The organism is Flavobacterium phragmitis (assembly GCF_900112575.1).
GTDB lineage: Bacteria > Bacteroidota > Bacteroidia > Flavobacteriales > Flavobacteriaceae > Flavobacterium > Flavobacterium phragmitis.
In genome coordinates, this window is sequence record NZ_FOMH01000010.1 from 83,654 (window position 1) to 89,993 (window position 6,340).

The 6,340-nt window shown below is 31.8% G+C and carries 7 protein-coding genes; 4 read left to right on the forward strand and 3 right to left on the reverse strand.

What is annotated here, in order from left to right:
* Positions 1-16: 16 nt before the first annotated feature.
* The 3 genes from BM289_RS17595 to BM289_RS17605 form a co-directional block, all read right to left on the reverse strand.
* Positions 17-427, reverse strand: a complete 411-nt coding sequence (locus BM289_RS17595) for a PH domain-containing protein (RefSeq protein WP_091495981.1) — start codon at positions 425-427, stop codon at positions 17-19.
* A gap of 14 nt (positions 428-441) precedes the next feature.
* Positions 442-1,284, reverse strand: a complete 843-nt coding sequence (locus BM289_RS17600) for a hypothetical protein (RefSeq protein WP_091495983.1) — start codon at positions 1,282-1,284, stop codon at positions 442-444.
* Between the two features lie 102 nt (positions 1,285-1,386).
* Positions 1,387-2,130 (reverse strand): RDD family protein, encoded by a 744-nt coding sequence (locus tag BM289_RS17605; protein WP_091495985.1) that lies wholly within the window; start codon positions 2,128-2,130, stop codon positions 1,387-1,389.
* Positions 2,131-2,150: 20 nt separating this feature from the next.
* Here BM289_RS17605 and BM289_RS17610 point away from each other — a divergent pair, with 20 nt between their 5' ends.
* The 4 genes from BM289_RS17610 (at position 2,151) to BM289_RS17625 (ending at position 6,237) form a co-directional block, all read left to right on the forward strand.
* On the forward strand, positions 2,151-3,131 hold the full coding sequence (locus tag BM289_RS17610; RefSeq protein WP_091495987.1) for a stage II sporulation protein M: 981 nt from the start codon (positions 2,151-2,153) through the stop codon (positions 3,129-3,131).
* A gap of 9 nt (positions 3,132-3,140) precedes the next feature.
* Positions 3,141-3,917, forward strand: coding sequence for a DUF4129 domain-containing protein (locus tag BM289_RS17615; protein ID WP_091495988.1), 777 nt, complete (start codon positions 3,141-3,143; stop codon positions 3,915-3,917).
* Positions 3,910-5,115, forward strand: a complete 1,206-nt coding sequence (locus tag BM289_RS17620; protein ID WP_091495991.1) for a DUF4350 domain-containing protein — start codon at positions 3,910-3,912, stop codon at positions 5,113-5,115. Before BM289_RS17615 ends, BM289_RS17620 begins: the two co-directional genes overlap by 8 nt.
* A gap of 108 nt (positions 5,116-5,223) precedes the next feature.
* Complete coding sequence (locus BM289_RS17625; protein WP_091495993.1) at positions 5,224-6,237, forward strand: AAA family ATPase; 1,014 nt, start codon at positions 5,224-5,226, stop codon at positions 6,235-6,237.
* Positions 6,238-6,340: the final 103 nt, after the last annotated feature.

Genomic DNA, 6,340 nt, shown 5'->3' on the forward strand with positions numbered 1-6,340 from the left:
GATTTTAGTATTGTTCCTATTTTTTTAATACTATTTCTACTTCAGAATTTATTCTTTTTATTGCTTCTGTAAATCTTATTTTGTCTTTCGGAGAAACTAAAATCGAGTCATATTTTCCATACATAATTTCTAATCTATCCAGTGAAAGCGCAGGTGAACTTAAAACATTGAAAGTTTGGGAAATACTTTTTATATTTTTAATATCAATCGAAAAATCAATAAGAAAGCCACATTTTATTCGCAGTTTGTCTCTCTCGATCGTATAAAAAGTAGTAGCAAACATATGTGTAATGAAAGCGCTGATACAAAACATAAAGGAAAAACCTATCCAATTTTTATCATAAGCAAACTGTATCAATGCTAATCCAAAAATTATAATTAATAGCAATGCCAGCCATAGGTCAATTTTAGATTTGAATTTTTCCATTTCGTTTTCTTGAATTATTTTTTAACATAAATTGGACTTCTTTTTAATAGATAACTAACAGAATCCATCCAGCTGTCTTTTACTGCCAAAAAGGGTTTACGGGTTTGAGAGTAGATTTTGTCTTTATTTTTATACATATCAAAATAAACAGTATAGTAATAATAACTCTGATTATTTGATGTTGTAGTTGAAACATCGTTTGTTTTTACTTTTTTATTATTGTCGCTCACTTTTGCATTGCCGCTGTTATAAGTGGTCGAAGTTGCTGTTGTACCAATCGTATACGAAACTTTTGCTGCGACAATATTATCTACGCCAAGTATTTTTTCGAGATCTTCGATTGGTGTTTCGTCAATATTTTTATAGTCTATTCCTGCATTGTGCAATAAACTATTTGTGGTTCTTAAATCCTGAACTGTCAGCGGAAGGATATTTGAAGATTTATCGAGAAGTTTGTTATAAAGATCATTTTGAGCAAATTTTGCCATTTCTTCTGAACTTTCCTGTGTATCTGAATTTAAATACGGAACTGGAAGAACTGCTATTGTATTGACCTTCATACTGGCTACCACCATTGAGGAATTTGATGCTGTAGTATTTCCAGGACTTATATCAAAAGTTTGAGAGCGACCACTAGCAAAATCAATTTTAGCAATTTGAGAAATATCTAAAGCAATAATTAATGTTTCGCCTGGAAGGGAATATTCTACTGTTTTATCAGACATTTTTGAAATGGTACATTCAATAATCTGATAATCTCGTTTTATAATTTTATCTAATTTTTTTCCGCCTTGAGCGAAACTAAAAATGAATGTAAGCAACATTAAAACAATAAGGAAAGGCTTTCTATTTTTCATATTTTCGAAGTTTAATTTCACTCTTAAAAACTAACAATCAGTTAAATATAAAAAAATATAACTTCAAAAGAAAAAACATTTTTCAATTCTTAGTCCAAACTATTACATGTGCTGTGTATAGAAATTGTAATCTTTTAAAATCACTCGAATAAAATCATTATTATTTCCAGACTGATTTTTAATTCCTGTTACGCTTTCAATCTTTGCTACCAGTTTGTAAATAATTTCATGGTCATTTTTAGCAGCTGCCTTTTGGTAGGTTTCTTTGATGATTCGCATATCATTATCTGAAAGCTTTATTACCAAAGGATAAGTTGGTACATATGCATCTCCAATTTCTTCCAAAATAGTATGACTGATATTAATTTTGTTTTTCAAAGTAATAACCGCAGTTCCTGCTGCCATATCGCCCAAACGTTGTGATTTCTGACTTGTAATGACCGTAATTAAACCCGGAAGCCCAAAAAAGCTGAAAAAGTCGATAACCCTAAAAAACCAGCGAACCAGATAATCACCAAATCCAGCCTGGTAACCATCGATTTTTACTACTTTAATTTTGACCAGTTTCTTTCCAAACGATTGTCCTTCAAAAATACTTTCTAAAACTAATGAATAGACAATTATGGGTGAATAGATAATTAAATAAATAGCTCCTTTGGACCAGCCATCCAAATTAAACATTAATCGGTCAACCCGTAATAGGTCAAAAACAACCAATGAAACCGTATAAATATAAGAGACAATGATAGCAATATCAATGAAAAAAGCCCCTAATCGTTCGCCTACAGTTGCAGCAATAAAATTTATTTTGACATTTTGCGTCGTGTTAATAGATAATTCTGACATATTTTATATTTTAGCCTACAATGAGAGAAATCGCTTTTATAAAACAAAACAAAGAAAAATGGCTCGAATTCGAGCTGGCAATTTTCGGTAAAGCTAAAAAAAATCCTGATGAATTAGCTAATTTGTACATTCAAATGATGAATGACTTAGCGTATGCCCAAACGTATTACCCTAAAAGTAAAACGGTTGTGTATCTCAACCATCTTGCTTCTCAAATTTATCAAAAGATTTACAAAACCAAACGCACCGACAGTAATCAGTTTATTGATTTCTTTAAGATTGATGTTCCGCTGTTGGTTTATGAATACAGAAGATATTTATTGTATGCCTTTGCTTTATTTTTTGTGACGGTTTCTATTGGTGTACTATCTGCCCGTTACGATCAAGACTTTGTCCGTTTGATTTTAGGGGACGAGTACGTAAATATGACTTTAGAAAACATCAAAAAAGGAAATCCAATGGCCGTTTACGGATCCGGTAGTAATTGGGGAAGTTTTATAGGCATTACTGTAAACAATCTGTATGTTGGAGCCAAATGTTATTTCTATGGTATTTTTGCTGGCATAGGTACTTTTTTTGTTTTCCTTCAAAACTGTATTATGCTGGGTTCTTTTCAATATTTCTTCTACGAGCAAAATGTTTTCTGGAAAAGTGTACGAGGTATCTGGATTCACGGCTCTATGGAAATTTTTGCTATTGTTATTGAAGCCATGACAGGATTTATTTTGGGCGCTTCTATTCTTTTTCCTAAAACTTTTTCCAGAGTAAATTCTTTTAAGATTGGTTTTAAAAACAGTTTTAAAATTTTCCTGAGTACTTTTCCTTTTACGATAAGTGCCGGTTTTCTGGAAGGTTTTATTACTAGATATTCTATTGATATGCCTAATTGGCTAAGCAGTTTTATCATTTTATTTACGCTTGCCCTTATTTCATTTTATTATCTGGTTTATCCTTTTATAGTGCACAAAAAATTAAATTCCTTAACCGCCGCAAAACTTTAAGACCAAACAATGACAAGATTATTTTTTATTTTATCTTTTCTTTTCTGTTGCTGTGTTTCTAAAGCTCAGGATTCTGTCATTGTACCTGTAGATCCTCCAAAAATTAGTACTATAAAATATACCGAAAAGGATATTCAAATTGATTCTAGACCAGTAACAGCAAAACATTTCGATAAAAATTTCAAGAAAAAATATACGGATCCTGAATTTGTATACGAATACAAAGCTCCTGAAAAAAACTGGTGGGATCATTTTAAACATTGGCTGGCAAACCTATTTGCTAAATTATTCAATTTTAAAAGCGTTAAAACCTCACTTGACTTTGTGGTTATTTTATTCAGAGTTATTATGGTTTTGGTAGTTGTTGCTTTAATTTATTTTATTGCAAAAGCGCTGACCAAACAAGAAGGAAGATGGATTTTTGGAAAAAACGCCAATAAAAAAACCATTTTTTATTCTGATGCCGAGAAAAACATTCATCTTTTAGATTTCGAAAAACTAATCAAAGAAAGCATTGAAGCTGGCGAAAAAAGAATCGCTGTCCGCTATTATTATCTATGGCTTTTAAAAGTAATGGCACAAAGCAATTATATTGAATGGGATATCGAAAAAACCAATTCTGATTATTTATACGAATTGCAACAACCTGTTCACAAAGAAGAATTCATGTATCTCTCTTATTTGTACAACTACATTTGGTATGGCGAATTTGAAATTGATGATATTGTGTTTAGAAAGACCCAAAATAGATTTAAAAATGCTTTAAAAATGTTTGGCAATGGATAAAAACGTAAAAATATACATTGCTATTCTCGTTTTTATATTCGGTTTAGTACTGCTCACAGACAAAGGGAAACCAAAACCTATTGACTGGACTCCCACTTATTCTGTAAACGATAAAATTCCGTTTGGATTATACATTTTCGACCACGAAATCAAAGATTTTTTCAAGAATCAAAAAGTAGAAAAAATTTCAACTCAAACGCCGTACGAGTTTTTAGATGCTCAATATGACGATGCCGAAAATGTCGAAACCTATAAAATCAGAGGTACTTTTATCAATATTTCTGAAGCGAACAATATTGACGAACAGTCTATGAAAGAGATTTTATATTTTGTTTCGCATGGAAATAAAGCCTTTTTAAGCATGAGGGCATTTCCAAAAGTATTACTTGATTCTTTACAGATTGAACTAAAAACCGATTTTTTACCTTCGGAAAATGTTTCTGTCTGGATGGCCAATAAAATTGTCAGCACCAAAAAATATACTTTTAATACAGGCCTAAGCGATTATTTTTCTAAAATAGATACTTTAAACACAAAAGTGTTAGGTTATCAAAACAGTAATAAAAACAAACGGCAGATTAATTTTATTGAAGTTCCATACAAAAACGGCTTTTTGTATTTACACACACAGCCAGTGGCATTTACCAATTATAATCTGCTGAAAAATGACCATTACCAATATGCAGAAAATGTCCTTTCGTATTTTACAAAAGGAAATGTATTCTGGTACAATAAAAGCTTCAACGATAAAAGAATTTCAAGTTCTCCGTTGCGTTATATTTTCAGCCAACCCGCTTTGAAATCGGCTTGGTTGTTAGGTCTTTTAGGGATTCTGATTTTTATGATTTTTAATGCCAAAAGAAAACAGCGCATTGTACCGATTATAAAACCATTGCAGAATCTGACTGTAGATTTTACCAAAACGATTGGAAATTTATATTATCAAGAAGGTGATCATACGAACATTATTGATAAAAAGATTATTTATTTCTTAGAAAAAATCAGAACCGATTATTTGATTGACACTTCGAAATTAGATGAGGAATTTATAAAGAAATTGCATTACAAAACCGGAAAAGATGAAAAAGATATTGAAAATCTCGTGAGACTAATCAATGATCATCGAAATAGTTATCACGGAAGTCTTGAAGAAGATTTGATCAAAATAAATACAGCAATAGAAAAGATTATACATTAATTAAAATATTTGCCACAGATTAAAGGATTAACACAGAATTATTACATTTCAATAAAAATCCTTTTTAATCCCTTAAATCTGTGGCTAAAAAAACAAAACATACCAATTATGGACGATATCAATACAACATCAGGCGAGATCACAAATGAAAATGTGAATTTTGAAACCCGAATCAATTTAGGACCTCTTTTAGAACATGTTAATACGATTAAAAAAGAGATTGAAACTGTAATTGTGGGACAGCATAAAATGGTCGATCAGCTTTTGGTGGCTATTTTATCAAACGGACACGTTCTTTTAGAAGGTGTTCCAGGTGTTGCCAAAACGATTACAGCCAAATTATTGTCCAAAACTTTAAATATTGGTTTCAGCAGAATCCAATTTACTCCGGATTTAATGCCTTCTGATATATTAGGAACCTCAATCTTTAATTTGAAAAACTCTGAATTTGAATTCAAAAAAGGACCGATTTTCTCCAATTTAATTTTAATTGACGAAATCAACCGTGCTCCTGCTAAAACACAAGCTGCTCTTTTTGAAGTTATGGAAGAACGTCAAATCACAATTGACGGATCTGGATACCAATTAGATGCACCGTTTTTGGTTATTGCAACTCAGAATCCAATTGAACAGGAAGGAACTTATCGTCTTCCAGAAGCGCAGTTGGATCGTTTTCTTTTCAAAATCACTATCGATTATCCAAAATTGAATGAAGAAATTTTAATTATTCAAAGAGAACATTCTCTACAAGATCACGGAAAGTTAGATGCAATAAAAACCATTCTTTCTTCTGACGAAATTAAAGCATACCAAGGTTTGGTAAAACAAATTAGAGTCGAACAAAATTTATTGGAATACATTGCTAGAATTGTAGTAAACACAAGAGAAAATGCCTTTTTGTATTTAGGAGCTTCTCCTCGTGCTTCGATTGCAATTTTAAACGCGTCTAAAGGTTTCGCAGCAATCCGCGGACGTGATTTTGTAACTCCGGAAGATATTAAAGAAGCCGCAATTCCAGTTTTACAACACCGTGTTATTGTAACACCAGAACGTGAAATGGAAGGCATTACAAGCTCAGAAATCATTAAACAGATTATTGAAACGGTGGAAATCCCTAGATAGGTTTAGTTTTCAGTCTCAGTCGCAGTTTACAGTCTCAGGAAAGCTGAAAACTGAGACTGAAAACTGAGACTGAAAACCGAGACTGAAAACCGAGACTGAAAAC